Raw genomic sequence first — 24,278 nt, forward strand, 5'->3', positions numbered from 1 at the left:
CAGCGAACGGGTTGGTGGACCCGCCACCCGGCGACCGCGAACGGTCAGTCGAGCGGGATACCGCACAGCGCCGCCAGCGCCCGCCACGGTATCGCCGCCGAGGCAAAGCCGAGACTTATGATGGCCAAGCCGACGAAATGGCGCGTGCCTGGACGTCTGGCGAGTGCGAGAAACCGGGTCAGTCCGAGCGCGGCGGCCGTCACAGCCGGCAAGGTGCCCAACCCGAATCCCAGCATGACCAGCCCTCCGGAGACGACGCTGCCGGACAACAACGCATACAGGAGCGCCGCGTAGACCATGCCACAGGGCAACAATCCCCACACCAGTCCCGCCAGCACCGGGCTGGCCGCTCGAAACACACCGTCAAAGCGGGCGCCCATGAAGCGGTGCACCCCCTGTCCGAGCCGATCCAGTCCCGACAGAGCGGGGGCCCAACCCATGACCGACAAACCGATATAGACCAGGATCGAGGCCCCGGCCCAACGCATCACGTAATGGGCCTCGGCCCGGTCGAATCCAAAATAGATGCCGGTCCCGATCGCGGCGAGCACCGCTCCGGCAAGCGTATAGGCAAGGATCCGGCCCATTTGCGCGAGCAACAGAACGCGCACCCGATCGCCCTGGGAACCACCAGGCGACAGCGACAGGGTCAGGCTGGAGGCGATTCCCCCACACATGCCGACACAGTGCAGGCTGGACGCCAAGCCCGCCAGAAAACCACCCGCCAAGCTGATCTCGCCAAGCATTGCCACCCTACCCGTCTGCTCCGGGCCCGGTACGCGTTGCCTGTCTGCCGCCCGGCCTCGACAAGGCGATGGCAGACCGGAAGCCCCAAAAAAGTATGGCATATTGCCGCGACACCCGATTGCGCTTAGTGAGAGGTCATCAAGGGGGAGTTGAAGATGATGGAATTGCAGCATGTCAGACGTGATGCTCCGTGGAAATGGCTGCGGGCCGGCTGGCAGGACTTCATCAAGGCGCCCCGGGTCTGCCTTGCCTATGGTGCCATTTTCGTCCTCATCGGACTGGCCGTCAGCGTCGGACTCACCAGCATCGGCATGGCCGCGGGGATCCCGGTCGCGCTTAGCGGTTTTGCGCTGGTCGGGCCGGCATTCGCGATCGGCCTCTACCAGGTCAGCCGGTCCCTTGAACGAGGCGAGACTCCGCGCTTTCGCGTCGTCATTTCGCGCATGCCCGACCGGCTTTCCCAGATTGGCTTCCTCAGCCTTCTGCTTTTGCTTTTGTTGTTGCTGTGGGTCCGGATCGCACAATTCCTGCTGATCCTCATTGCCCCGTTCAGCCCGCTCGACCCCGGCCCCTTCCTCGATTTTTTGCTGACAGACGGCGCCGGCCTGACCCTGCTTACGGTCGGAACGCTGATCGGCGGCGCTCTGGCGACCCTGGCCTTCTCAATCTCCGTCCTCGCCTTTCCCTTGCTCGTGGATCGCGACGTCGACGCCGTCACAGCGCTGGTCACCAGCCTGCGGGCCGTGGCCACCCAGCCCTTTGTCTTGCTGACCTGGGCCTGGTTGATCGCCTTCGTGATCGGCGCCGGGATTGCCGCGTTCGGGATCGGCCTCGCCATTACCTTCCCGTGGATCGCCCTGGCGTCCTGGCACGCCTATCGCGATTTCCTGCCGGCTGAATAAGCGCCCCGCCTTCCCGGTTCGCTGGCCCAGATCACAGGCACCGGTCACAGGCTCAGGTCACAGGCTCAGGTCACAGGCACCGGTCACAGGCCCAGGTCGCGATTACGGCTCGGGATCCTGACCGGTCTCAGCATCATCGGAGCGGGGTCGACCGGCGGGCGAATCGCGCGACGGCAATGGTGCATCATCGTCCAGCAGCATCCGCTGGGCGGCACCGTCCATGTCGTCATACTGCCCCGAACGCAGGCTCCACAGAAAACCGGCAAGGCCTAGGGCACCCATGGCGATGGCAACCGGGATCATCCAGATCAGAACCGACATCAACCCGTCCTCCGTGCCAGCCTGAGCGCATTCAAGGTGACCAGGACCGACGACGCCGACATGGCGATGGCGGCGATCAGCGGGGTCACGAAACCGGCAACCGCCATCGGAACCGCAATAGCGTTGTAGGCGGCGGCCAAGCCGAAGTTCTCCAACACCCGGCGTCGCGCCGCGCGCGACACATCCAGCGTGACCAGGCAAGCCGCCAACCTGTCGCCCTGCAACACAAAATCGGCAGCGGCCTGCGAAATTTCCGCCGCCGAGGCCAGCGACACCGAAACATGGGCCGCCGCCAGCGCCGGCGCGTCATTGATCCCGTCCCCGATCATCGCTACCACCCGGCCATCGGCCTTCAGGGCCTCCAGCCGGTCAATCTTGTCGCGCGGCTGCAATCCTGCCCGCCACTCGTCGATATCCAGGTCCTCTGCCACGCCCTGGACAGGGCCTGCCCGGTCGCCCGACAGCAGCACCACCCCGCACCCCCGATGTTTGAGGCCGGCGATGACGGCCTTCGCGTCGGGCCGCAAACTGTCTTCGAAACAGAACCGAACCGGCTCGCTCCGCCCCACCTGCAACCAGGCTTCGGTATGCGGATCGGAAATGGCGTCGATGCCCATCCAGCGGGCGGCGCCAAAGCGTGTCACCGCGCCGTCCTGATCGGCCTCCAGGCCACCGCCCGGTATTTCACGAACACCGGCCGCGGCCTCACCCATGCCGGCCGCATCGGCGATGGCGCGCGACAGCGGGTGACGGCTGGTCCGGGCAAGGCGTGCCGCCTGCTCCAGCGCCCCGGACGGCAATCCCGCCTGGTTGATCAGGCGGGGCCGGCCCTCGGTCAGGGTGCCGGTCTTGTCGAACACCACGGTATCGACGCCGGCAAAACGCTCGAGCGCATCACCGGACTTCACCAGGACACCCTCGCGGTAAAGGCGTCCCGAGGCCACGACCTGGACCGCCGGAACAGCCAGCCCCAGCGCACACGGGCAGGTGATGATGAGAACAGCAATGGCGTTGATGATGGCGGGTCGGGCTTCGCCGCCAATCACCAGCCAACCGACCAGTGTCAGCGCCGCCAGCCCGTGCACGACCGGCACATAGAGGCGCGCCGCCCGGTCAGCCAGGCGCACATAGCGGGACCGGGCCTGCTCGCCGGCCTCCACGAGCCGGGTGATCTCGGACAGTAGCGAGTGGTCGCGGTCAGTGCGCGCTTCCAGCACCAGCTTGCCATCCAGGTTCAACATGCCGGAATAAACGTCCAGACCCGGCGTGGCGACGACCGGCGCGGTCTCTCCCGTCACCAGTGAGCCATCCAGCGCGCCCTCGCCTTCACGAATGACGGCATCGACCGGAACCCGGTCGCCTGCGGCCAGGACCAGCCGGTCGCCTGCCTTGACGTCCCGGGCCGGAATGGCACGGATGCGACCATCGGCTTCCAGACGGTTGGCGGTGGCAGCCTGCATCGCGGCCAGACCGCGCGCCGCCTCACCCGCACGGGCCCGCAGGCGCATGTCCAGAAAGCGGCCAATGAGCAGGAAGAAGAGCAGCATGACGGCTGCGTCGTAATAGGTCTGGCCGTGACCGATGAAGGTCTCCCACACCGACAGGCCACAAGCCAGGAGCACCGCGAGGGATATCGGCACATCCATGTTGACGTGACCGCCGCGCAGGGCCGTCAAAGCCGAGCGGAAGAACGGCTGGCCGGCGAAAGCCGCGACCGGCAGTGCAATCAGGGCGGAGCCGCGATGCATCAGGTCCTGCAGGCTGGCACTCATCTCCTCGCCGCCGGCCCAGACCGAGATCGAGAGCAGCATGACATTGGCCATCCCGAACCCGGCGACAGCGAGCGCGTAGAGCAATTTGCGCTCGTCTTCCTTTTGCGGGTCGGCCTCGCTTTCCGGCTCGTAGGGCGTAGCCGGGTACCCAAGGCGCCCCAACGTGTCGACGTAATCGCGCGCAAGGTCCGCCGGCCCGGTCCAGCGCAGGTTCAATCGACCGGTCGACAGGTTCAGCCGTGCTTCGGAGACGCGCCCGTCAGCCTTCAGCCCCCCTTCAATTCGCGCGATACAGCCGGCACAGGTGGCACCACGCACGAGCAGGTCGAGACTGGCCTCGCCACCGCTTTCCCGAACAAAGGCCTGCGGATCGGCATGTCCGGCCATCGGCGCTCCAGCGACCGCCGTCGTCATGGCAGCCTCAAGGCATGAACCATCTCGAACGGCGGCCCGTCGACCGTGTGCACGCGCAAACGCCAATCACCGACGTCGCCGCAAGGCATGTCCGAGCGATAGACACCCGGGCGCGGCTCACTGAAGGCCAGGTCACAATCTGCCCCGGTATCCGCGGGATGGATCATCCGGCCCGCCAGGTCGAGTCCGGTGACGGGAGCGCCGTCCGCATCGTCGATCGCCAGAACCAGCTCGCCATCAACCTGGTTGACGCGTGCCGTCCAGCCCAGTGCGGCCTGGGCGTGCCGACGGTCCAGCGTGTCGTTGTAGTTCAGGCCCTGGACGTAGGAACGCGGAACGTCTTCACCGGGATGACTGGACAGGGCAAGGGTGACGAAAGTCGCATTCACGCCGATCGTGACCCCAAAAAACATCAGGATCAGGATCAGGACATGCCAGCCGCGCAGGGGGTTGAACGGGTTTCGCATGGCTCATTCGGCTCCCGTGATCAGGACGGATCGTGTGGCGGCCGTTTCGCCGGTCGCCGGGTCGACAACCCGGAACAGGAACTCCTCGCGCGGACCATTGATCGCCTCACGCGGCAGGGTCAGATAGATGACGAAGTCCTGGGTCGTGTCGGCCCCGACCTGCAACTGACCCGGCGCATCAGCCGGGGTTCCCAGGACACGCGTCCGGAAGTCGGCGTCGCCGTCGATCTCAAGCTGGAGCAGGCGCGGGGTTGTCGCCTTGTTGATGACGGTCAGGGAATACCCGTTCCGCACCGAACCGTCGGACAGGCGCACATAATTCGGATTGCGGTCGCGCTGGGAATTGAGGTCCAGCTCGGTCCGCAGGACCAGACCGGCCAGCATGACGGCACACACCAATGCAAGCGTCACCGCATAGACCATCGTGCGCGGCCGCAAGAAGCGGTAGCGCGGCTTCTCACCGGCCACGAAGCGATCAACATTATCGTCGGTCTCATAGGTGATCAGCCCCTTCGGGCGATCAACCTTGGCCATGATGTCGTCGCAAGCGTCGATGCACAGCGCGCACTGGATGCATTCCAGCTGAGCGCCGTCGCGGATGTCGATGCCCATCGGACAGACCGCCACGCACTGCATGCAATCGATACAGTCGCCCCGATTGTCCCAGCTGTCATTCTTCTTGTGGGCGCCGCGCGGTTCGCCGCGATCGACCCGATAGGTGACGTTGAGGGCTTCGCGGTCGGTCATTGCGGCCTGGATACGCGGCCACGGACACATATAGGTGCAGACCTGTTCGCGCATGGTGCCGGCCAATGCATAGGTGGTGAAGGTCAGCACCCCGGCAAAGACATAGGAGGACGGCGCCGCTGTGCCGGCGAAGAAATTCGCCAGCGTGTCCCAGGCATCGTGGAAGTACAGGATCCAGGCACCGCCGGTGGCGAAGGCGATCAACAGCCAGACCGCGTGTTTGCCGACCTTTCGCCACACCTTGTCGACTGTCCAGCCAGCACGGTCCAGCTTGATCCGGGCATTGCGGTCGCCCTCGAACAGGCGCTCGACCATGATGAAGAGATCGGTCCAGACGGTTTGCGGGCAGGCATAGCCACACCAGACCCGTCCAAACAGGGCACTGGCGAGAAACAGCCCCATCGCCGCGATGATCAGCAGGCCGGTGACGTAGTAGATTTCCTGCGGCCAGATCTCGATGAAGAAGAAGTAGAAACGACTGCCGGCGAAATCGATCAGAACCGCCTGGTCAGGCGCCCCCTCACCCCGGTCCCAGCGCAGGAAGGGGACGAGGTAGTAAATCCCCAGCGTAACCGCCATTACCGCCCATTTGGCCAGGCGGAACTTGCCATGCGCCAGCTTGGGATAGATCGGCTCGCGCTTCTTGTAGAGCTCGCGCGTCTCCGCCGCATTGACGGCTTGGGCCTGCGACCGGGGAATGCCGGCCGCGGCCTGGTCCTGGGCAGGAGACTGGGTCATCGCCGCTTCATACAGGAGCCGGGCCGCCGGTCACATGCGACCTACTGCCCGGTGGGGCGCTCTGACGCACCCTCCCCGCCTCCCAAAAGGAACACATAGGCCGCCATGGCGTCGATTGTTGCCTCATCGAGGCGCCCTTCCCAGGCCGGCATCACGCCATAGGGGCCACGATGGATGCTGGCGATAACCTGGTCCCGGCTGCCGCCATACAGCCAGTCCTGATCGGTCAGATCGGGAGCGCCCTGGGCACGGTCGCCGGTACCACCGGGCATATGGCAGCTGGCACATTGCGATGCGTAGATGGCGGCACCGCGGGTGATCGCCTCGCTGTCGGCATCGGCACCGGACAGCGACAGGACATAATCAGCGGTGTCGGCGATCTGCGACCGGGTCAGCAGCTCATCACGCCCGAATGCCGGCATCTGCGAGAAACGCGTGTCCGGATGCTCCGCCCGGATCCCCACAGCGAGGGTCGTGCGGATGTCGTCATAGGTGCCGCCCCACAGCCAGACATCGTCGTTGAGATTGGGGTAGCCGACAAATCCCTGGGCGCCGGTGCCGTGGCAGGTCGCACAATTGTCGCCGAACACCGCTTCACCGGCGGCGAAAACAAAGCCAAGCAGATCCGGATCATTCTCGATTTCGGTGATCGACGCGCCTTCCAGGGCGGTAAACCCGTCCGCCCGCTCGGCGGCCAGCGCATCCAGTGCCAACGCGACATTGGCCCGCTCGGAGTGGTTGCGAAGGCCGCGGGTGTGGTCGACCTCACCCGCAAGCCCTGGCAGGGCGGGCCAGGCGGGCATGAACACCCAGTAGATCACCGCCCAGACGATGGAAGCGTAGAATATGTAGAGCCACCAACGCGGCAGCGGCGTGTCGAGTTCCTTGATGCCGTCCCATTCGTGGCCGGTCGTCTCGGTTCCGGAATGCGCGTCGGTTTCGCGCGTCTCGTCATGCTCGGACATGGGTCTCGTCCTCGGTCTCGCCGGCCGGAGCCGGGGCGTCGTTTTCAGAAAGAGGGGCGCTGGCCGCGGCATCAAACCGGGCCTGGTTGCGCGGCCAGAGCGCGTAGACGAGCGCCGCGCCGAACAGGCCGACAAAGACCAGCAGGCCCCAGGTCTGCGCGAAGGTGGAGAGGATCGCGTACATCGCCCTACCTCAGATTTTCATCGGCTTCGGCTTCATAGGTGGAGAAGTCCACCATGGTGCCGAGGACCTGCAGATAGGCGATGAGCGCATCGAGCTCGGTCACCTGATCCGGATTGCCGTCAAAGTCCCGCATCACGGCGCCGGGATAACGCGCCTGGAAGCCGTCATAATCATCGGCAAACGGGTCAAGCTGTGTCTCGATGTCCGAAACCGCTGCTGCCAGCATCGCATCGTCATAGGGCACACCAACGGTGCGCAAGGCGCGCAGGTTGGCCTCGACATTGTCGAAGGCAAGCTCCGAGGTCTCCAGGAAGCCATAGGCCGGCATGATCGACTCCGGCACCACCGATTGCGGCTGCCGCATGTGGTCGCGATGCCATTCATCGGAATACTTGCCGCCGACGCGGGCCAGATCCGGTCCGGTTCGCTTCGAGCCCCACTGGAAGGGGTGGTCATACATGCTCTCGGCCGCCAGCGAGTAATGGCCGTAGCGTTCGACCTCATCGCGCAGCGGACGGACCATCTGCGAGTGACAGTTATAGCAGCCCTCGCGAATGTAGATGTCGCGTCCCAATTGCTCGAGCGGCGTGTAGGGCCGCATGCCGTCGACCTCCTCGATCGTCGAGTCGAGGTAGAAGAGCGGCGCGATTTCGACGATGCCACCGATCGAGACCGTGACCAGAACCCCGACCGTCAGGATCAGCGAGTTCTTTTCGAAGAGCGATTTGTGAAGATCGCTCCAGAGAGATTTTTTCCCTGACATGAGGACCTCCTATTGCGCCGGCTGGAGTGAAGGTTGGTCGACGACATCCTCATCGACCTCGGTCACATCGCCCTTGATCGTGCGATAGACATTGTAGGCCATGATGAGGGCACCCGCGAGGAAGAGAAGCCCGCCGACAGCCCGGATGATGTAGGAGATATGCATCTCCTCGACCGTCTCCACGAAGGAGTATTCCAGGAAGCCGAGGCTGTCATAGGCCCGCCACATCAGGCCCTGCATGATGCCGGCCGCCCACATCGAGGTGATGTAAAGCAGGATGCCGATCGTCGCGACCCAGAAGTGCCAGTCGATCAGGGCCTTGGAGAACATGCCCTTGCGCTTCCACAGCCACGGAACGAGGCAGTAAATGGCCCCGAAGGAGACGAAGCCGACCCAGCCGAGCGCTCCCGAATGCACGTGGCCGACAGTCCAGTCAGTGTAGTGCGACAAGGCGTTGACGGCGCGGATCGACATCACCGGGCCTTCGAAGGTCGACATGCCGTAAAAGGCGACGGACATGACGAGCATGCGCACGACAGGGTCGGTCCGCAGCTTGTCCCAGGCGCCCGAGAGCGTCATCAGACCGTTGATCATCCCGCCCCAGGACGGCATCCACAGCATGATCGAGAAGGTCATGCCCAGTGTCTGCGCCCATTCAGGCAGGGCCGTGTAGTGGAGATGGTGCGGACCGGCCCAGATGTAGATGAAGATCAGCGACCAGAAGTGGATGATCGAGAGACGGTAGGAATAGACCGGCCGGTTCACCCGCTTGGGGATGAAGTAGTACATGATCCCGAGGAAGCCGGCCGTCAGGAAGAAGCCGACTGCATTGTGGCCGTACCACCACTGGATCAGGGCATCCTGCACGCCGGAAAAGGCCGAATAGGAGCGCGACCCCACCCAGGAGACCGGCATCGACAGATTGTTGATCACATGCAGGACGGCAATGGTGACGATGAAGGCCAGGTAGAACCAGTTGGCCACATAGATATGCGGCTCCTTGCGCTTCCACAGCGTGCCCAGGAAGACCAGCAGGTAGACCACCCAGACCAGCGTCAGCCAGATATCGGCATACCATTCAGGCTCGGCGTATTCCTTGCCTTGGGTGATGCCGACCACATAGCCGGACGCGGCCATCAGGATGAAGAACTGGTAGCCCCAGAACACGAACCACGGCCAGATGCCGCCGGCGATCCGGGTCCGGCAGGTGCGCTGGACCACATAGAAGGAGGTCGCAATCAGAACATTGCCGCCGAAGGCAAAGATCACCGCCGAGGTATGCAGCGGCCGCAGGCGGCCGAAACTGGTGAAACCGAATTCTTCGATGTTGAGCACCGGGAAGGCCAGCTGGAAGGCAATGACGACGCCGACCAGCAGCCCCACCACGCCCCAGAACATCGACGCGATGACGCCGGCCTTGATCAGGTTCTCGTTGTACTCGCGCTCATCGGTGATGACACCGCCGCCGGCGATTGAACCGACCAACAGGGTGATACCGGTCAGGAAGCCGCCAAGCAGAAGCCAGGCCTGCCCTTTCATTGCCGCGTCCGGTGCGTAAGCGGCCGCAAAAAGGGACCACAAGGCGCCCAGAATGGTGATGAGAAGTACGATGGCTGTGTTCGGGTCGGATCCGGCCCGTCTCAGCCCTTGAGCGGAATTCATGTGCGCCCCCGGCGATTCGCGTTATCGTCCGGGTGTAGCGCAATTCACCACAAAATGTGTACGGCAATTTGTCACGGGCGGGTTCCGGTGCAGTTCCCCCGTGCGTGACCTCATCCGGATGCCTGCGCGCTTGATCCGCAGCAAGAACCCGTGAAGTCTCCCCGCCTCAGGTCGCAAAGATGACCGTCAACGGGAGAGATCGATGAACTGGGCCCTGTCCATAGACCGTAAAACAATCACCGACGTCCGCATTGTCGAGGACGAGGCGCGCCCGCTCGCTGACGGCGAAGTCCGCCTCGCTGTCGACAGTTTCGCGCTGACCGCCAACAACATCACCTACGCCGCCTTTGGCGATGCGATGCGCTATTGGGACTTCTTCCCGGGCGCCGATGGCCGCTGCCGCCTGCCGGTCTGGGGCTTCGCCGACATTGCCGAAAGCCGGGTCGACGGCCTCACCGTTGGCGAGCGGATCTACGGCTACTTCCCGGCCGCGTCGGAACTCATTGTCCGCCCGGGCAAGGTGACGCCGGCCAATTTCGTCGATACCTCGCAGCACCGCGCCGAGCTGGCCCCCGCCTACAACAATTATGTCCGCTGCGCCGCCGATCCCGGTTGGTCACCGGCGGGCGAGGCCGCGCAAATGGTGTTGCAGCCGCTCTTCATCACCGCCTGGCTGCTCGATTTTTTCCTGCGCGATCCGGACAACGGCCTGACCGAGGCACCGGTCCTTTTGACCAGCGCCTCCAGCAAAACCGCCATCGCCCTCGCCTTTGCGCTCAAGGCTGGCGGCGGCCGCCAGGCGATCGGCCTGACGTCGAAGGGCAATGCCGACTTCGTCGCCGGGCTCGGCCTCTATGACGAAGTCGCGACCTATGACGCGCTCGACCAGCTGGCGCCTGCGGCCCCTGCCGTGATCGTCGACTTTGCCGGCGATGCCGGCCTCAACCGCAAGCTCCATGACGGCCTCGCCGGCCAGCTCGCCGCCAATATCCGCGTCGGCGGTGCCCATTGGGAGCAATCCGCCCCACCCAGCGACCTGCCGCCGCCACGTCCGCAATTCTTCTTCGCGCCGGACGCCGCGCGCACCCTGATCAAGCAATGGGGACCGGAAGCGTTCCAGCAACGCTACAAGGCCGCCTGGCGCAAGTTCGCCGACGCGGCTCCGGGCTATTTCGACTTCCGCAGTGAAGCGGGAAGCGAGGGAGCGCTGTCGGTCTACAAGTCCCTGCTGGACGGTCAGGCCAAGCCGCGCGACGGGATCAGCATCAAGGTCTGATCGGCTGCGCCGCCCCTGACCTCAAGAACCGGATACGGCCCGCTTTCTGACAAGGGATCAATGGATGATTGCGCTCGAAGCACGCGAAAGGATGTGTCCCGGAAGCTGTGGGGAAGCCCTCCCTGACAGGTCCTCGCCCTTGATGGGCGAGGTGGATCACCGCGCAGCGGCGAGACGGAGTGGGTGATCTGCCGTCGGTGCCGGAACGCTGGCGCGTTTCACCCGATCCGGTCCGAGGCTACGCCTCGGCCCACCTTCCCCATCAAGGGGAAGGACCTGTGTGAGCCGACTTATCCCCCGCACAACCTGCCATCAACCGTCATCCTGACGAAGGTCAGGACCCAGTCTCGCAAGCTGGATTTCACCAAGAATGGCAACCACTTCGCGTCGCAGTCTGGGTCCCGATTGTCATCGGGATGACGGTGTGTGGGGCGGGGATAGAGGTGAACTTATCCCCACCCATCGCTACCAGGCGATAATGGCTTTGGTTTTCGGGACGGGAGGCACGAGCTCAGTCACTTGTGCCCGGAAACGAGCGGAGCCTGTCCGCGCGTCGGGGGTGACAACCCGATGTTCCGGCAGGGCGTGCGACCAGGTCGCGGGGCACTAAACGACCGACCCCATCTACCTGACGCATTGGAATCGGGGTGGAGACAGCCCGGGAAATCTTCGCGAGCGGGATGTCGAGGACATCACGGACACCGCAGACCACCCACAGGACACCCCGGTGTCCGCCGACATCCCGCTCCCTCCCACCCTTCGGCGTGAAAGCGCGTGCGGAGACGAAGATGTGTGCCGTGGTTCCAGCCTCTTCGCACCCACACCGGCGTCATCCCACGGTCGCGGCAACGCCGCGATCCGGGGGACCTGCGCTTCCCCGTCGAGCAGGTGGACGAGGTCCCCCGGACAAGCCGGGGGATGACGGTGGTGAAGTGTTGGAGGGATTAAAAGCCGGCGTAATGCGCACGCCCGCCCATAAATCCCTTGCCGGAAGAAAGCCGTATCCGGTTCTTGAGCTCAAGGGTTTCAACCGCGAAGCGGCGGCTGCGCCGCCCTTGACCTCAAGAACCGGATACGGCCCGCTGGCAGACATGGGATTTAGGGACAGGGCTGCGCCTGGGCGCCGAAGATTGGTGTAGGACTGTGTTTTTTTGCCAAAATTGAGTGTCAAGAACGTTTGAAGTATGCATCACTTGCGCAGAAAGCGTTGTAACCACTCCAAAACCACCCACAAGAGAAATGTGACAAGACCGACTAGCGTCATGCCCCACGCAAATTCCGAAATCCCGTTACTGTAACAACCATCTAAATACCTGAACTCACATCGTATTGGTACCGCTCCCGTGGCTAAAAAAAGTATCATCCCGGCCGTTAGGAAGAGTGATATTAGGAATTGCGATGTGATCGACACCTCGCCTACCCTCCCCCGCGAAAGAAGGTAACTTTTCAGGCCCACCGTCCCAAACGAGAGTAATGCAGAAACAGACAAAGAAAGTGACGACAAAAAACCGACCAGCACAAAAACAGGAAGCAGGCCCGCAATTTCAAATTTATAAACATTCGCCACAAGAGCGAATGCAAAATGAACACAAAAACTCAACGTCATGATCGAATTCGAATTCAACATGGATTCACCTCCCGCTTTTGAATGGATCCAGTTTAGTCAGGAAGCCTATCGCTCATGCCCCAGTTATTCACTACTGCTGTGGCACCCTCGACAACCGAAAGAAAAAATAACTTCGCCTCGGACCGGGAATGATCGGGTTGGGTTCAGACCGTTGTCCCTCAAAGCGACCAAACAAGCCGCTCCGCCCCGCCCCTGACAGCCCCGCTAGAGAATGCTCTGGCCCGTCTTCTGCCAGTCGGCCATGAAGGCTTCCAGGCCCTTGTCGGTTAGCTGGTGCTTGACCAGGCCTTTCAGGACTGAGGGCGGGGCGGTGGCGACATCGGCGCCCAGCAGGGCGCATTGCTGGATGTGGTCGGCCGAGCGGATCGAGGCGGCCAGGATCTGGGTGTCGAAGGCGTAATTGTCGAAGATCATCCGCAGATTGGCGATCAGCTCCATGCCGTCAACGCCGAGATCATCGAGCCGGCCGATGAAGGGCGAGACATAGGTCGCTCCGGCCTTGGCAGCGAGCAGGCCCTGATTGGCGGAAAAGCACAGCGTCACATTGGTCTGGATATTCTCGGCGGTGAGCGCCTGGCAGGCTTTGAGGCCCTCAAAGGTCAGCGGCAGCTTGACCACGACATTGTCGGCCAGCCGGGCCAGCTTCTGGCCTTCGGCGATCATCGACGGGGCATCGAGCGCGGTGACTTCGGCGCTGACCGGGCCCTCGACCAGATCGCAGATTTCCTTGACCACTTCGAGGAAGTCGCGGCCGGACTTGGCGATCAGGGAGGGGTTGGTGGTGACCCCATCGACCAGACCGGCTTCGGCCAGCTCGGCGATGTCTGCGGTTTCGGCCGTGTCGACAAAGAATTTCATGATGCGCTCCTCGCGGTCGGTCAGTGTATTTGCTTGCCGTTACCGGTAACGGCCGGATGTGACATTTCAAAGCCCGGTGGGCAGATCAACTCAGTAGCCCGCCAGTTCGACCCGGAAGCCGGCCGCCTGCAGCGCCGCCTGGATCCGGTCCATATGGACCCCGTCCTGCGCCTCCAGCGAGATGTCGATATAGGTCACCTTGGCCGGCAGGTCGGAAAAGGTCTTGTGATAGGCGACATCGGTGACATTGCCACCGGCCGCCGAGATGATTTCCGAGACGGCCGACAATTGTCCGGGAATGTCGACCAGCTCGATGCGAAAGCGGGCCAGGCGGCGCGACCGGGCCAGATCGCGCAGCAGCAAGGACGACAAGAGCCGCGTATCGACATTGCCGCCGGACAGGACGAGGCCGACCGTCTTGCCGGCAAAGCGTTCCTTGTTGGCCAGCACGGCTGCCAGACCGACAGCGCCTGCCCCTTCCGGCAGGACCCGCATCTGCGCGATGAAAAGGTTGAGCGCATGCTCGATCTGGCGCTCGTCGACCAGCAGCACATCGTCGAGCAGGTCGTTCAGGATGGCGCTGGTCAGTTGCCCCGGTTCACGCACGGCGATCCCCTCTGCCAGGGTGAAACCGCCGACCGGTCGGTCGGTGTTACGAAAAATATTGGCGAAGGCCGGGAAGAGGTCGGACTGGACACCGACCAATTCGATGTCCGGCTTGATACGCCGCGCAGCGAGCCCGGCTCCGGCCGCCAGCCCGCCACCGCCAACCGGAAAGACCAGCACGTCCAGGTCCGGCGCGTCCTCCAGCATCTCCATCGCCACCGTGCCCTGCCCCGCCAGCACGACAGGGTCATCAAACGGATGAATGAACACGGCGCCACGGCCTTCGGCGGCGGCGATGGCCAGCGCCTTGGCGGCATCAAAGTCCTCTCCGGCCAGTTCGACCTCGGCTCCCAGCGCTCGCGTGGCATTGATCTTCACCGTCGGCGTTCCGATCGGCATGTAGATCCGCGCCGCGATGCCCATGGCCGCCGCGCTGCGTGCCACACCCTGCGCATGATTGCCGGCCGATGCCGCGACCACGCCGCGGCGGCGCTCATCCGGACTGAGGGCAGCCATGCGGGCAAATGCGCCGCGCTCCTTGAACGAACCGGTGACCTGGAGGTTCTCGAGCTTGACCCGCAAGTCGCAGCCCGCGCTCGCCGACAGGATCGGCGATCCGATCATCGGCGTGCGCAAAATGCCGCCAAACCCGTCCCGGCGCAGCGCATCGACATGGTCGAAAGCGGCGGCGAGCGCGGCGGCTTCCATCTGTGGGCAGTCTTGCAGGTAGTCAGTCGAACGGGCGGTCAGCGACATGGGGGTCTCCGGAATACCGCACAGAAAAAACCCCGCTCCTGTGACCAGGAGCGGGGTGAAACTGCACGATACCTAAGTCAAAGGGGTCAGGTCGTGGCTGTCATCGCTCCTGAAGGCGCCATGACGGTGGTAATCGAAATGATGGAAAGACAGCACACGGCAAGACGCGGCGCGCACAACAGCGCCGCTTCGGAACCCTGCATGATTTTGGCTGACAACAGACGCATGACGCCCTTTTCCAACAAAATTTCACCCACACGATGCCTGCTCCCGAAACATCTGTCCAGAGACAAACCAAAGCGGCCGACCTAACCCGCAGCGTCGTAGGCCTGTCGGAGCCAGCCGATCACCTCCGCATCAACCGCCGCCGGTCCGTCCAGGCGAACCCGGTGCGTGCACATCGCGTTGAACGACCCCGACGCCTCCAGCCGACCGGCCGGCTCGACGCCCTTGAGATTGAGGCCGAGATCGACCCGCGTCTTGGTCGAGGGCTGGATCAGGCCGAACTGCTTGGCCCGGCGCAGCGAGACATAGGCCTTTTTGGGAGCCAGCTCGACATCACTGCCAAAGCCGGTCGCGGCGGAGATCAGGGCGTCATGGATCGGGCGCAGCCCGGCCTTGCCGCCGGCATATTGCGCTTCGACCAGATCCGTGGCGGCAGCCGGGGCCGAGACGACCCCGCTCTTCACCTCATGCGCCACCAGATTGGCAAAGCCATGGGTCATGCCGTGCTCGCTCTTGAGCAGCTTGACCATCTCGCCATGCTTTTCCAGACCGCTGGCCTTGAGGATTGCCACCCATTCGTCCAGCGACTTGCCAGTCTTTTCCGGCATGTTGGCGATCATGGTGCGGGCCATGTCTTCCGGGGATGCGGCCATGATCAGGCCTCCTCTGTCATGCGGATGTCGTCGAGCCCAGGCGCACGCTCGAGCGGCCAGTTGCTCGACAGGGCGGACTTGGGAGTCATCGGGGCCATCAAGGAAAACATGAACAGCATCATGCGCCCTCCCGTCGTGGCCTTGCCGGTTTCGACCAGCGCCTTGAGGTTCTCACAGATGAATTTTGCACCCTGCGCCATCTGCTTTTCCGACTTGGAGACCTCGTCGGCCGCCGAATGCTCATTGATCAACGTGAACTCGACCCCGCCCTCGACCTCCTTAAGGGCGTAGCGCACGATCGACACCGGATCATCCGAGGTGGTGAAGCGGAACGTGTGGGCGTAGCGATGCGGCGGTTCAAATTCGATCACCTTGCCCATGACCAGCGTGTGCTTGCCATCCGGTGTGCGCATCGCGAAGGCGGCCCCGTCCTGGAGGCCCGGCGTGTCGTATTGGCCATTGAAGAAGAAGGGCAAGGGTCGATCCGACCGGATCAGCTCCGACCAGACCTGGTCGATACTGGCCTTGATGATGACCCGGTACATCGATGTCCGGATCTCTCCGGTCAGGTGTTTGGCGACTGGTTCACTCATGATTGCTCCCCCTTTTCCCGAGCATGATCGTCCTCCCCGCCACCATCACCGCCCGCGCGGCGCTGTTCGGCGAGGTATTTGATATCCAGCATGCGGCCCGCCCAGAGGGCTGAGTATTCACTCGACCAGCGATCATGGATCATCTGGATCGGCACCACATTCATGTAGAGGTGGCGCGTACGCCCGCGCTTGTCGGAAATGATCAGCCCGGCCTCCTCGAGCACAGACAGATGCCGCATCACGGCCACCCGGCTGACATCGAAATTGCGGGCCACTTCACCAACCGAACAGCCCGGATCATTGCGGACAATATCCAGCATCTCCCGCCGCGTCGCGCTGGCGAGCGCCTGAAAGACTGCATCCATGGCGTCCGGAGACATCATCGCTTCACCTCATGTAACAAATTGATTACATGTTTGAGCGAGGCGTGACAAGCCCTGATAGAGAATGGCTTTGATCTCGATCAAACATACCGTAATCATTACCTGTCCCGCTGCGCAAAAAGTCGCCGCCGCCAGCCGCCAGATCGTGTGTCACGGTGTGAGCATGAGCCCGGGTTCAACCCTGGCCACAGCGACCGGAGCGCCGCGCCCGACATATTTGTCTTGCAGCGCAACATTTCGCTTTCATCCAACCCTGAAGCGCGCATTATGATACCGTTACCAGCCCCCTCCACAGCCCGACATCATCCGGAGACCTCATTTGCCCACCGAAAAACTCCTCGTCGCCAATCGCAGTGAAATCGCCATCCGCATCATGCGCGCCGCCACCGAGCTGGGCCTGCGCACGGTCGCGATCTATGCCGAAGAGGACAAGCTGGCGCTGCACCGCTTCAAGGCCGATGAAAGCTATCGGGTTGGCGCCGGCCTCGGTCCGGTCAAAGCCTATCTCGACATTGACGGCATCATCGCCATCGCCAAGAAGTGCGGCGCGACCCTGATCCATCCCGGCTATGGCTTCCTGTCGGAAAATCCCGATTTCGCCGAGGCCTGCGCGGCCGCCGGCCTGACCTTCATCGGCCCCTCGCCGGACGTCATGAAGTCCCTCGGCAACAAGGTCGCCGCCCGCAATATGGCGGTCGAGGCCGTGGTGCCGGTGGTTCCCGCGACCGGTCCCCTGCCCGACGCGTCGGATGACTGGGCCGCGATGGCCGACAAGGTCGGCTATCCGCTGATGCTCAAGGCCAGCTGGGGCGGCGGTGGTCGCGGCATGCGGGTGATCGAGGATGCCAGCGAGCTGCACGCCCAGGCCGAAGCCGGACGCCGCGAGGCCGAAGCCGCTTTCGGCAATGGCGAGGTCTATCTGGAAAAACTGATCCGAAGGGCGCGCCATATCGAGGTCCAGATCCTCGGCGACAGCCACGGCAATCTGGTCCACCTCTTCGAGCGCGACTGCACCGTCCAGCGCCGCAACCAGAAAGTCGTCGAACGCGCGCCGGCGCCGGATATGGGTGAGGAGACCCGCTCCGCCATCTGCGACGCCGCCCTGCGCCTGGTCCGGCATGCCGGTTATTGCGGGGCCGGAACGGTGGAATTCCTGCTCGATTCCGAGACCGGCAAATTCTACTTCATCGAGGTCAATCCTCGCGTCCAGGTCGAGCACACCGTGACCGAAGAAGTGACCGGGATCGACATTGTCCGCGCCCAGATCCAGATCGCCCGCGGCGGCCATATCGGTATCGAGTCCGAGACCGGCGTACCGGAACAGTCCAAGATCACCCTGCACGGCCACGCCCTGCAATGCCGGGTTACCACGGAAGATCCGCAGAACAATTTCACCCCGGATTATGGCCGTATCACCGCCTATCGCGGCGCCACCGGTTTCGGCATCCGACTGGACGGCGGCACCGCCTATTCCGGCGCCGTGATCACCCGCTATTTCGACAGCCTGCTGGAAAAGGTCACGGCCTGGGCGGCGACACCGGAAGAAGCCGTCCGCCGGATGGACCGGGCCCTGCGCGAGTTTCGCATTCGCGGCGTCTCGACCAATATCGCCTTCCTGGAAAACGTCATCAATCACCCGGACTTCGTGTCGGGCAATATAACCACCCGCTTCATCGACACCACGCCGGCCCTGTTCGATTTCCCCAAGCGCCGCGACCGCGCGACCCGCCTGCTCGGCTTCATCGCCGACGTCTCGGTCAACGGCAATCCGGAAGTCGCCGGCCGCCCCCTGCCGCCCAGCCATGCCGTTACGCCAGTACCGCCGCCCAGCTCCGGCAAGGCGCCCGATGGCACCAAGCAATTGCTCGACCAGCTGGGCCCGGAGGGCTTTCGCGACTGGATGCTGGCGCAAAAGCGCGTGCTGATCACTGACACCACCATGCGCGATGGCCATCAGTCGCTGCTGGCCACCCGCATGCGCTCGCACGACATGGTGCAGGTGTCGGAAGCCTATGCCGAACACCTGTCCGATCTCTTCTCGGTCGAGTGCTGGGGCGGTGCGACCTTTGATGTCGCCCTGCGCTTCCTCAAGGAGGACAGCTGGGACCGTCTCGCCGATCTGCGCCAGCGCATGCCCAATGTCATGCTCCAGATGCTGCTGCGCGCCTCCAACGCCGTCGGCTACACCAATTATCCCGACAATGCCGTCGACCTCTTCGTCAAACAGGCCGCCGAGACCGGCATCGACGTCTTCCGCGTGTTCGACAGCCTCAACTGGGCCGAGAACATGAAAGTCGCGATGGAGTCGGTGCTCAAGACCGACCGTCTGTGCGAAGCGGCGATCTGCTATACCGGCGATCTGGGTCATGCCGAGCGGCCGAAATACCAGCTCGACTATTATCTCGGCCTGGCCCGCGAGCTGAAATCCGCCGGCGCCCACATCATCGGCATCAAGGACATGGCCGGCCTGTGCCGTCCGGCCCAGATCCGCACCCTGGTCAGCGCCATCAAGCACGAGACCGGCCTGCCGGTGCACTATCACACCCACGACACGTCCGGCATCGCCGCCGCGACCGTGCTGGCAGCGTGCGAAGCCGGTGCCGACGCCGTCGATGCGGCCATGGACAGTTTTTCCGGGCTGACCTCACAGCCCAATCTCGGCTCCATCGTCACGGCGCTGGGCGATACTGATCGCGCCACCGGACTGGACCCGGCGGTGATCCGTCGCTTCTCGGACTATTGGGAAGACGTGCGCACGCAATATGCCGCTTTCGAGCCGGACCTGCGGGCCGGCGCGTCGGAGGTCTATCTGCACGAAATGCCGGGCGGCCAGTTCACCAATCTCAAGGAACAGGCCCGCTCAATGGGGCTGGCCGAACGCTGGCATGAAGTCGCCAAGATGTATGCCTCCGTGAACATGATGTTCGGCGATATCGTCAAGGTGACGCCCTCCTCCAAGGTCGTCGGCGACATGGCGCTCTACATGGTGTCGTCCGGCCTGACGCCGGAAGACGTGTGCGATCCCGACACCGAGATCAATTTCCCGGAAAGCGTGATCGGCTTGTTGCGCGGTGATCTCGGTCAACCGCCGGGTGGCTGGCCGCCGGCCTTGCAGGCCAAGGCCCTGAAAGGCGAGAAACCGCGCACCGACCGTCCCGGCCAACATCTGGAACCGGTCGATTTCGACGCCATCCGGGCGACGATCAAGGGCCATGGCGAACGCGAGATCAATGACAATGATGTCTGCTCGGCGATCATGTATCCGAAAGTGTTCGCGGACTATGAGGATCACCGCCGCGAGTTCGGGCGGGTCGATCGCCTGCCGACTCCCGTCTTTTTCTACGGGATGGAACCGGGTGAGGAGATCTCGGTCGAGATCGATCCCGGCAAGGCACTCAACATCCGCCTGATGGCCATCGGCGAGCCCAATGATGCCGGTCTGCGCGAGGTCTTCTTCGAGCTCAACGGCCAGCCGCGCGTGGTCCGCATCGATGACAAATCGGTCGCCTCAACCGTCATCGCCAATGAAAAGGCCGACATGGCCAATACCGCCCACATTCCCGCACCGATGCCCGGCCTGATCGCCACCGTCGCCGCCAAGGAGGGCGACACCATCAAGGCCGGCACCCTGCTGATGACGCTTGAAGCGATGAAAATGGAAACATCGATCACCGCCCCGCATGCCGGGACCGTCAAGCGCCTGCCGATCAGCGCCGGGGCGCAAGTCGACGCCAAGGATCTGCTGGCCGTGGTGGAGTGAAAGCCGCGGCTCGGTGAGCGTCAGCCCCGAGGATGCTCGGCCCGTCGCACCGCTGCAGTCAGGAGCGCGGCGAACAACGCCAGATCAAGAAGATTGAAGCCGATATCGAGCGCGATCGCCCAGCCTTCCAGAATGAACTCATAGGAGACGAACATCGAGGCCGATAGCCACAGTGCGAAATCGAGCAGGCCCGCAAGAAAATAGACGGCGCATGCGGCGACCGGTCGTGAGGGGTAGAGGGAGGCCGCGACCAGGTATCCCGCGACGTAGGTGAGCCAGAACCCGAAAAACACCGGCCGAATGCTGTCGATGAACTCGGCAAGAAACCCCTGTACGAAATCGGTGCCGGGAACGCCCAGTCGATAGGCCAACAGGACCAGAAAGAGCTGAAGCGCCCAAAGGCCACGAAACCAGAGCCCACAGCCCAATACGGCCGCGGCCATCGTTCCCTTTTGAAAGCTCAATCCTGCCTGATACCGCATGAATCTGCCTTGCTTCAGCGAGGCCAATCAAACCAAAATCAGTCACAAAATGCAACCAAGAGGCAGATCAGAAGACCTTGCCGGCCATACGCACAACGAAATCTTCAAGTCGCTCCGGCTCGATCACCGGCGGCATATGGCCCCGATCGTCCATGGTTTCGACATCGGCATCGGGGAGTGCGGCGGTGAGTGCGTCGATCTGTTCCGGAGCCGACAGAATACGATCCGCCATCCCGTAGAACATCCCGACCGGGACCTTGATCTCGCCGATCCGCGCGGTGATGAGGTGCATGTCCCTGCCCACGGCGGTGAGGTCAGTGGCCGCAGCGTAAAAGGCGTCTGGACGCATGGAGAGCAGGCCACCACCGCGGACCCGGAAGTCATCCGGTGCCGGGTCCGGACCGAAGATGATAGCCAGCGTTTTGGCGCCATTGCGGATCGACATCGGAATGGCCACAGTCTCCGCGATGAAGCGGCGCATGGCCGGATTGGCGACATCAATCCCGGCAAAGGCCTCGGAGGGCGCATCCGGTGGAGTGACCAGCGCGGACACAAGAGCCAGCCCGCCAACGCGCTCTGGATGATTGACGGCCAGTGCCAGCGACACCGCACCGCCCAGCGAATGGCCGACCAGCAGCGGCTTTTCGATGCCTTCCTTTTCCAGCATCTCGGCGATCATGCGGGCCTGCTGCGGGATTCGGGCCTGCTCGTCGCTGTCACGCTCGGACCAGCCGCAACCGGGACGATCGACCGCGATGGCGCGATAGCCGGCAGCGGCGAGGCGCTCGGTCATGGCGTAGGCGAAATTATGGTGGTTGCCGCCCAGCCCGTGGATCATCACGACCGGCTGCCCCTCGCCCTTTTCGACCCAGTGCAGGCGCCCGCCCGACACCTCGGTGAAGCGGCCCCTCGGCGGCAGGGCGGCCGACGCCTTCTTCGCCACCATGTGGCTGAAGCGCCAGGCGATGACGAGGGCGATGACCAGTACCAGCAAGCTGGTGACGACGATCCCGGTGATCACACCGATCAGAGTTTCAAACATGGCAATCCCCTAGGAGGCGCGCTTGGCACCAACCATTTTTTGCATGAGCGACCAGTAGCGGGTCGGGAAAATCCGTTCGATCCACATCATGGTGTGTGCATCCCGGCCGACAAGTATGCGAGGCTTCCGGCGGGCAACGCCGTCAAGGATGATCCGCGCCGCTTCGGCTGGCGGCATGACCAGCAGGCGCTGGGTCTGCTTCCGGGCTGCTTCCATTTCCTCGGGAGACGCACCCGGTGGCGATTTTGCGCTGGCCGCAATTTGGGTTGCGATCCCGCCCGGATGGACTGTCGTCACCCCGATCGACGATCCAGCTAGCTCATGCCGCAAGGCATTGGAAAACCCCTTCACGCCAAACTTGGCCGTCGAATAGGCGGCCTGACCGGCCGGCGCGACAATACCGAAGATGCTGGAAATATTGACGATATGGGCTTCATCAACGGCACGCAGCTTGGGCAGGAAGGCCCGCGTCATCCGGATGACACCATAAAGATTGATGTCCAGCAGGCGTTCAAAATCGGCCATGTCGACGTCCTCGAACATCCCGCCCAGCGCGATCCCGGCATTGTTGAAGAGCAGGTGGACCGGTGTACCATTCGCGTCGACATCCTTTGCCAGCCGGGCAATGGCCGCGGCATCGGCCATGTCGGCCACGAAGGTCGAGACCGTACAGCCGTCCGCCCGCAAAGGCGCCGCGACGGTTTCAAGTCCGTCGGCATTGACGTCGACCAGGATGAGACCGGCCCCGCGTGCAGCCAGTCCCGCCGCCAGCGCCGCGCCAATCCCGCTGGCGGCGCCGGTGATCAACGCCGTGCGGCCGGAATAGTCAAAACGGCTGCTCATTCCGCCGCTTCCCGGGTTGCCGGCTGACCGACCGAGTCAGGGGCTTTGGAGAACGTCATATAGCCATCCTCAAGCTTGCCGAAGCGGATCGTGAGCATGTCCTGGACATAGTTCTGATAGGTCTTCCACGGCGCCCGGTCGCCCTGTTTGGGTAAATGCGCGAGGGCCCGCTGAACATAGCCGGACGAGAAATCGAGCAAGGGCTCGGGCTTGATGTCATCCGGCACCTGCGGAATGGCGATATCGGTTCCGGTCTTTTCCATGTGATTGAGCATGCGGCAGACGCGTTCGCAGGTCAGGTCGACCTTCAGGGTCCAGGACGCGTTGGTGTACCCGAATGCGAGCGCAAAATTGGGCACATCGCCCAACATCATACCGCGATAGGTGTAGAGATCAGCCGGATCGACGACTGCTCCGTCGCGCGAGATTTGCGCCCCGCCGGCCAGCTGCATCTCCAGCCCGGTCGCCGGAACGATGATGTCGGCGTCCAGTGTTGCGCCGGACTTCAGTTGAATGCCGGTCGTGGTGAAGCACTCGATGTGATCCGTGACGATGTCTGCCTTGCCGGACTTCAACACCTGAAAGAAATCGCCATCCGGTGCCAGGCAGAAGCGCTGGTCCCAAGGGTTATAGCTTGGCGTGAAATGGGTCTCGACATCAAAGCCCTCGCCCAACTCGTCCCGAACCGCCTTGATCACCGCCTTCTTGACGAAATTCGGCCAGCGCTTGGATATCTGGTAGATATAGATGGCCAGACCGATATTCTTGATCCGCGACAGCAGGTAGGCCAGCTTGGCCGGCAGGGCTTTGCGCAAGGCTTCAGCCACGCCATCGACCGAAGGGCGCGCGGCGATATAGGTCGGCGATCTTTGCAGCATGGTGACGTGGGATGCGGTTTCCGCCATCGCCGGCACCAGGGTCACTGCGGTCGCGCCGGAACCGATGATCACCACCCGTTTGCCGGCATGGTCGAGTTCGCGATCCCATAATTGCGGATGAACAATCTCGCCCCTGAAGTCGTTATAACCGGCGAATTCGGGGAGGTATCCCTGATCATAACGGTAATAGCCCGAACACATCATCAGGAAGCGGACACTGAAGACCTTTTCCTGTCCTTCGCCGTCAACGGCGGTGACCTGCCACCTCGCAATCGCGCTGTTCCAGTCGGCCGCAACAACGCGATGACCGAAGCGGATATGCCTGTCGATCCCGTTTTCGCTGGCGGTATCAGTCACGTATTGGCGAATGGCCGGCCCGTCGGCGAAGGCCTTGCCGCCGGTCCACGGCCGGAAGGCATAGCCGAACGTGTACATGTCACTGTCCGAACGGATACCGGGATAGCGAAACAGGTCCCATGTCCCGCCAATGGCATCCCGCGACTCCAGGATCGCATAACTGCGGCCGGGGCACCGTGTCTGCAAGTGATAGGCGGCGCCAATACCCGACAGGCCGGCGCCGACAATCAGGACATCGAATTCATTCGCGGACATGT

General features: G+C 63.2%; 23 protein-coding genes. 3 read left to right on the plus strand and 20 right to left on the minus strand.

Going from position 1 to position 24,278, the window contains the following annotated elements:
• Positions 1-44: 44 nt before the first annotated feature.
• Positions 45-746 carry a sulfite exporter TauE/SafE family protein gene (locus VOI18_RS11755; RefSeq protein ID WP_323762609.1) on the minus strand — a complete coding sequence of 234 codons (702 nt, stop codon included), beginning with the start codon at positions 744-746 and terminating at the stop codon, positions 45-47.
• A gap of 156 nt (positions 747-902) precedes the next feature.
• On the opposite strand from VOI18_RS11755, the gene VOI18_RS11760 reads away from it, so the two are divergent.
• A complete protein-coding gene (locus VOI18_RS11760; protein WP_323762610.1) occupies positions 903-1,649 on the plus strand; it encodes a DUF2189 domain-containing protein in 747 nt (248 codons plus the stop codon).
• Positions 1,650-1,751: 102 nt separating this feature from the next.
• On the opposite strand, the gene ccoS is transcribed toward VOI18_RS11760, so the two are convergent.
• Genes ccoS through ccoN form a run of 8 tightly spaced genes read right to left on the minus strand, consistent with a single transcriptional unit; the run spans position 1,752 to position 9,682 of the window.
• Positions 1,752-1,970 (minus strand): cbb3-type cytochrome oxidase assembly protein CcoS, encoded by a 219-nt coding sequence (gene ccoS / locus VOI18_RS11765; RefSeq protein WP_323762611.1) that lies wholly within the window; start codon positions 1,968-1,970, stop codon positions 1,752-1,754.
• Positions 1,970-4,156, minus strand: a complete 2,187-nt coding sequence (locus tag VOI18_RS11770) for a heavy metal translocating P-type ATPase (RefSeq protein ID WP_323762612.1) — start codon at positions 4,154-4,156, stop codon at positions 1,970-1,972. Before VOI18_RS11770 ends, ccoS begins: the two co-directional genes overlap by 1 nt.
• On the minus strand, positions 4,153-4,623 hold the full coding sequence (locus VOI18_RS11775) for a FixH family protein (protein ID WP_323762613.1): 471 nt from the start codon (positions 4,621-4,623) through the stop codon (positions 4,153-4,155). The genes VOI18_RS11770 and VOI18_RS11775 overlap by 4 nt, the downstream gene beginning before the upstream one ends.
• Positions 4,624-4,626: 3 nt before the next feature.
• On the minus strand, positions 4,627-6,108 hold the full coding sequence (gene ccoG, locus VOI18_RS11780; RefSeq protein WP_323762614.1) for a cytochrome c oxidase accessory protein CcoG: 1,482 nt from the start codon (positions 6,106-6,108) through the stop codon (positions 4,627-4,629).
• A gap of 41 nt (positions 6,109-6,149) precedes the next feature.
• Positions 6,150-7,073: a cytochrome-c oxidase, cbb3-type subunit III gene (gene ccoP, locus VOI18_RS11785; protein WP_323762615.1), complete on the minus strand. Its 924-nt coding sequence runs from the start codon at positions 7,071-7,073 to the stop codon at positions 6,150-6,152.
• Positions 7,060-7,257 carry a cbb3-type cytochrome c oxidase subunit 3 gene (locus VOI18_RS11790; protein WP_323762616.1) on the minus strand — a complete coding sequence of 66 codons (198 nt, stop codon included), beginning with the start codon at positions 7,255-7,257 and terminating at the stop codon, positions 7,060-7,062. The genes ccoP and VOI18_RS11790 overlap by 14 nt, the downstream gene beginning before the upstream one ends.
• Before the next feature lie 4 nt (positions 7,258-7,261).
• On the minus strand, positions 7,262-8,020 hold the full coding sequence (ccoO, locus tag VOI18_RS11795) for a cytochrome-c oxidase, cbb3-type subunit II (RefSeq protein ID WP_323762617.1): 759 nt from the start codon (positions 8,018-8,020) through the stop codon (positions 7,262-7,264).
• A 9-nt stretch (positions 8,021-8,029) separates the two neighbouring features.
• Positions 8,030-9,682, minus strand: a complete 1,653-nt coding sequence (gene ccoN, locus VOI18_RS11800) for a cytochrome-c oxidase, cbb3-type subunit I (RefSeq protein WP_323762618.1) — start codon at positions 9,680-9,682, stop codon at positions 8,030-8,032.
• 202 nt (positions 9,683-9,884) lie between these two features.
• Here ccoN and VOI18_RS11805 point away from each other — a divergent pair, with 202 nt between their 5' ends.
• Complete coding sequence (locus tag VOI18_RS11805; RefSeq protein WP_323762619.1) at positions 9,885-10,958, plus strand: DUF2855 family protein; 1,074 nt, start codon at positions 9,885-9,887, stop codon at positions 10,956-10,958.
• Between the two features lie 1,189 nt (positions 10,959-12,147).
• On the opposite strand, the gene VOI18_RS11810 is transcribed toward VOI18_RS11805, so the two are convergent.
• The 7 genes from VOI18_RS11810 to VOI18_RS11840 form a co-directional block, all read right to left on the minus strand.
• Positions 12,148-12,585 (minus strand): hypothetical protein, encoded by a 438-nt coding sequence (locus VOI18_RS11810; RefSeq protein ID WP_323762620.1) that lies wholly within the window; start codon positions 12,583-12,585, stop codon positions 12,148-12,150.
• A gap of 204 nt (positions 12,586-12,789) precedes the next feature.
• Positions 12,790-13,443: a fructose-6-phosphate aldolase gene (gene fsa / locus VOI18_RS11815; protein ID WP_323762621.1), complete on the minus strand. Its 654-nt coding sequence runs from the start codon at positions 13,441-13,443 to the stop codon at positions 12,790-12,792.
• Between the two features lie 90 nt (positions 13,444-13,533).
• Positions 13,534-14,805 carry a threonine ammonia-lyase gene (locus VOI18_RS11820; protein WP_323762622.1) on the minus strand — a complete coding sequence of 424 codons (1,272 nt, stop codon included), beginning with the start codon at positions 14,803-14,805 and terminating at the stop codon, positions 13,534-13,536.
• An 86-nt stretch (positions 14,806-14,891) separates the two neighbouring features.
• Complete coding sequence (locus tag VOI18_RS11825; RefSeq protein WP_323762623.1) at positions 14,892-15,062, minus strand: hypothetical protein; 171 nt, start codon at positions 15,060-15,062, stop codon at positions 14,892-14,894.
• 51 nt (positions 15,063-15,113) lie between these two features.
• Complete coding sequence (locus VOI18_RS11830; RefSeq protein ID WP_323762624.1) at positions 15,114-15,683, minus strand: DUF4287 domain-containing protein; 570 nt, start codon at positions 15,681-15,683, stop codon at positions 15,114-15,116.
• A gap of 2 nt (positions 15,684-15,685) precedes the next feature.
• Entirely contained in the window at positions 15,686-16,276 is a 591-nt protein-coding gene (locus tag VOI18_RS11835; protein ID WP_323762625.1) for an SRPBCC domain-containing protein, read from the minus strand.
• Positions 16,273-16,659: a helix-turn-helix transcriptional regulator gene (locus VOI18_RS11840; RefSeq protein ID WP_323762626.1), complete on the minus strand. Its 387-nt coding sequence runs from the start codon at positions 16,657-16,659 to the stop codon at positions 16,273-16,275. Before VOI18_RS11840 ends, VOI18_RS11835 begins: the two co-directional genes overlap by 4 nt.
• Before the next feature lie 319 nt (positions 16,660-16,978).
• On the opposite strand from VOI18_RS11840, the gene VOI18_RS11845 reads away from it, so the two are divergent.
• The gene (locus VOI18_RS11845; RefSeq protein ID WP_323762627.1) at positions 16,979-20,419 is read left to right on the plus strand and encodes a pyruvate carboxylase; all 3,441 of its coding nucleotides are present in this window, start codon (positions 16,979-16,981) and stop codon (positions 20,417-20,419) included.
• A gap of 20 nt (positions 20,420-20,439) precedes the next feature.
• On the opposite strand, the gene VOI18_RS11850 is transcribed toward VOI18_RS11845, so the two are convergent.
• The 4 genes from VOI18_RS11850 to VOI18_RS11865 all read right to left on the minus strand — a co-directional run bounded on the left by VOI18_RS11850 (position 20,440) and on the right by VOI18_RS11865 (position 24,276).
• Positions 20,440-20,862, minus strand: coding sequence for a hypothetical protein (locus VOI18_RS11850; protein WP_323762628.1), 423 nt, complete (start codon positions 20,860-20,862; stop codon positions 20,440-20,442).
• 106 nt (positions 20,863-20,968) lie between these two features.
• The gene (locus VOI18_RS11855) at positions 20,969-21,943 is read right to left on the minus strand and encodes an alpha/beta hydrolase (protein ID WP_323762629.1); all 975 of its coding nucleotides are present in this window, start codon (positions 21,941-21,943) and stop codon (positions 20,969-20,971) included.
• A gap of 9 nt (positions 21,944-21,952) precedes the next feature.
• Positions 21,953-22,786: an SDR family NAD(P)-dependent oxidoreductase gene (locus VOI18_RS11860; RefSeq protein ID WP_323762630.1), complete on the minus strand. Its 834-nt coding sequence runs from the start codon at positions 22,784-22,786 to the stop codon at positions 21,953-21,955.
• Positions 22,783-24,276 (minus strand): NAD(P)/FAD-dependent oxidoreductase, encoded by a 1,494-nt coding sequence (locus VOI18_RS11865; RefSeq protein WP_323762631.1) that lies wholly within the window; start codon positions 24,274-24,276, stop codon positions 22,783-22,785. Before VOI18_RS11865 ends, VOI18_RS11860 begins: the two co-directional genes overlap by 4 nt.
• Between the last annotated feature and the right edge of the window lie 2 nt (positions 24,277-24,278).

It is taken from the genome of Maricaulis sp., assembly GCF_034670125.1.
Lineage (GTDB): Bacteria > Pseudomonadota > Alphaproteobacteria > Caulobacterales > Maricaulaceae > Maricaulis.